General features: G+C 64.8%; 3 protein-coding genes. 1 reads left to right on the top strand and 2 read right to left on the bottom strand.

Features of this window, described 5'->3' with window-relative positions; translation table 11 throughout:
- Nucleotides 1-419: 419 nt before the first annotated feature.
- On the bottom strand, nucleotides 420-1,190 hold the full coding sequence (locus tag ABID37_RS26170) for an ABC transporter substrate-binding protein (RefSeq protein WP_354199891.1): 771 nt from the start codon (nucleotides 1,188-1,190) through the stop codon (nucleotides 420-422).
- Nucleotides 1,191-1,229: 39 nt separating this feature from the next.
- Nucleotides 1,230-1,796 (bottom strand): elongation factor P, encoded by a 567-nt coding sequence (gene efp / locus ABID37_RS26175; RefSeq protein WP_354199892.1) that lies wholly within the window; start codon nucleotides 1,794-1,796, stop codon nucleotides 1,230-1,232.
- Between the two features lie 123 nt (nucleotides 1,797-1,919).
- Here efp and epmA point away from each other — a divergent pair, with 123 nt between their 5' ends.
- Nucleotides 1,920-2,975: an EF-P lysine aminoacylase EpmA gene (epmA, locus tag ABID37_RS26180; RefSeq protein ID WP_354199893.1), complete on the top strand. Its 1,056-nt coding sequence runs from the start codon at nucleotides 1,920-1,922 to the stop codon at nucleotides 2,973-2,975.
- Nucleotides 2,976-3,141: the final 166 nt, after the last annotated feature.

Consider the following 3,141-nt stretch of genomic DNA (forward strand, 5'->3'; position numbering starts at 1 on the left):
ATCCCGGAACCGGTCGCCTGCCGCCGAGGCTGCGGGTTTGCAGGCCCGCAGCCTCGCTGCTCAACCTACCCCATATCGATCAAACAATCCCGGAATGCCGGCAGGCGCAGCCTGACGACATGTCCGGGATCCATTCCGGAACCTTGCGACAGTGACTCACCTTGTCAGCCGGTTCATCGCGAGAGGCGTTTCGGAATGATGCCTGAGGGGGTGAGCCGAGATGAACCCCTCATCCGACCTCGCTGTGCTCGGCCACCTTCTCCCGCAAGAGGAGAAGGGTTAACCTTCTCGCCACTCACCGACATTGGTGTTTGGCACAGGGGCTGGAAGATTTTCGCAAGCAGCCGTGATGGCTTCCCTTCTCCCCTTGCGGGAGAAGGTGGCCGAGCGCAGCGAGGTCGGATGAGGGGTGCGGTCCCCTACGGCCGCAACAGCGGCGTCTTGAAATATTTGCTTTCGATCGCCCGGAAGGTGCCATCGGCGACGATGGCATCGAGCGCCTTGTCGATGGCTTGCCCGAGCGTTTCGTTGTCCTTGGAGACGGCGATGCCCATTTCGGTGCCGAGCGCCGGATCGGTGATGTTCGGGCCGATCTGCTCATAGGCACCGACCCCGCCGTTCCGTTCCATCCACGGAAACATGGCGACCGATTCGGCAAACACCGCATCCAGCCGTCCGTTCTGGAAATCGAGGAACATGTCGTCGCTCGACGGATAGGCATGGAGTGCGATGGCGGTGCCGAAGCGCTCGCGCAGCCAATGCTCATGGGTGGTGGCGGCCTGCACGCCGATCGCCCGGCCTTCCAGCCCCTGCGGCGTGAACGCCAGCCCGCTGCCCTTGGGCGCGATCAGCATGCCGTAGGAGAAATAATAGGGCTTGGAGAACCGCACCTGCTGGTGGCGCTCGGGCGTCATGGTCACCGACGACATCAGCACGTCGAACTTGCCGGCCTGCAAGGCAGGGATCAGCCCGTCCCACTGCACGACCATCCATTCGCAGCGCCGTTGCAGGCGCTTGCACAGCTCTTCGCCGAAATCGACGTCAAAGCCGTGCACCTTGCCGTCAGGCCCCACTGCGTTGAACGGCGGATAGGCGCCCTCCACGCCCATGCGCAGCGGCGGCGGGTCGTCCGCGCGCGCCGCGCCTCCCGCGAGCAGGAGGGCAAGGACGGCGAAAAGCGCGGTCTTCATTGGTCGTGATCTGTGCCCTGGGGCGCTGGCGGCGCCGGTTCAGTCCTTGGCGCGTTCCACGTAGGAACCGTCGGCGGTCATCACCACGATACGGGTGCCGACGGCGATGTGCGGCGGCACGGTCGTCTTGACGCCGTTGGACAGGACCGCCGGCTTGTAGGACGAGGATGCGGTCTGGCCCTTGGTGGTCGGCTCGGTCTCCACCACCTCGTAGATGGCGCGCTGCGGCAGTTCCAGTGCGATGCCGACGCCCTCGTGCACGGAAAGCGTCACCGACATGCCTTCCTGCAGATAGGGCGCGCTGTCGCCCACCACGTCCTCGGACACCGCGATCTGATCGTAGCTCTCCGGGTTCATGAAGTGGAAGCCTTCGCCATCCGCGTAGAGGAAGGTGTGCTCGCGGTCCTCGACGTGCGCGCGCTCGACCTGCTCGGTGGTGCGGTAGCGCTCGGAGACCTTCACGCCGTCGGAAATGCGGCGCATGTCGAGCTGGGTGACGGGCGTGCCCTTGCCGGGGTGGATGTTCTCGGCGGAAAGGATCACGTAGAGCTTGCCGTCCTTTTCGACGACGTTGCCTTTACGGAGGGAACTGGCAATTACCTTCACAAGTCTGTTTCCTGAAAATCGTGTTGCGGCCAAACGGCTGTGGCAGCCATAGTGGGCGCTTTACCCTATAAGTGCGCCAATCGCCAGCCGGTTCAAAAACATCAGTTCGAAGACGATCCCGAAATGACCCTCGAAGCCTCGCCCTGGTGGACGCCGCACGTCCATGCCGACCGCCGCCCGCGCCTGTTGCTGCGCAATCGCATCGCCGCCGCGTTCCGCGGCTTTTTCACCGCCCAGGATTTCATCGAGGTCGACGCCGCCGCGTTGCAGGTCTCGCCGGGCAACGAGACGCATCTGTCGGCATTCGCGACAGCCGAAATCAGGCCGGACGGCTCCACCCAGCCGTTTTTTCTGCACACCTCGCCCGAATTCGCCTGCAAGAAGCTTCTGGCGGCCGGGGAGCGGCGTATCTTTTCGCTCGGCCCCGTTTATCGCAACCGCGAGCGCTCGGCCTTGCACCATCCCGAATTCACCATGCTCGAATGGTATCGGGTCGGCGAGGCCTATGAGAACCTGATGGCCGATTGCGCGGCATTGCTGGCGCTGGCGGCCGACCGGGCAGGGGTGCGGACATTTTCCTTCCGCGGCCGCGAAGCCGATCCCTATCTGAAGCCGGAGCGCGTCACGGTGGCCGAGGCGTTCCAGCGCCATGCCGGCATCGACCTTCTGGCGACGGTGGCGGAAGACGGCGGCACCGACCGCGACGCGCTGCATGCGGCGCTGGTGCAGGCCGGGCTGCGCACCGCGCCGGACGATACATGGTCCGACCTTTACAGCCGGGTGATGGTGGAGTGCGTCGAGCCGCAGCTGGGGCCGGGGCGCGCCACGGTGCTGTGCGAATACCCCATAGTCGAGGCGGCCCTTGCCCGTCCCGCCCCGCACGATCGGCGCGTGGCGGAGCGCTTCGAGCTTTATTGCTGCGGCGTGGAACTGGCCAACGGCTTCGGCGAGCTGACCGATCCGGTCGAGCAGCGCAAGCGCTTCGAGGCCGACATGGACGAGAAGGAGCGCATCTATGGCGAGCGCTATCCGATCGACGAGGAGTTTCTGGCCGCGCTCGCCATCATGCCGGACGCCAGCGGCATCGCGCTGGGTTTCGACCGTCTGGTGATGCTGGCGGCGTGCGCCAACCGCATCGAGGACGTGATCTGGACGCCGGTGGCCGGGCGCTGGGGCTGATGCGACAGGGATGAAAAACGAAAACGGCCCGGAATTGCTTCCGGGCCGCTTGCATTCGGGTGGGCCTTGGACCTCAGTGATCCATAGCCTTGACGATTTCCTCGGTCATTTTCTTTGCGTCGCCGAGGAGCATCATGGTTCCGTCCTTGTAGAACAGGGTGTTGTC

Origin of the sequence: Aquamicrobium terrae (genome assembly GCF_040545735.1) — a bacterium.
Classification (GTDB): Bacteria; Pseudomonadota; Alphaproteobacteria; order Rhizobiales; family Rhizobiaceae; genus Mesorhizobium; species Mesorhizobium terrae_A.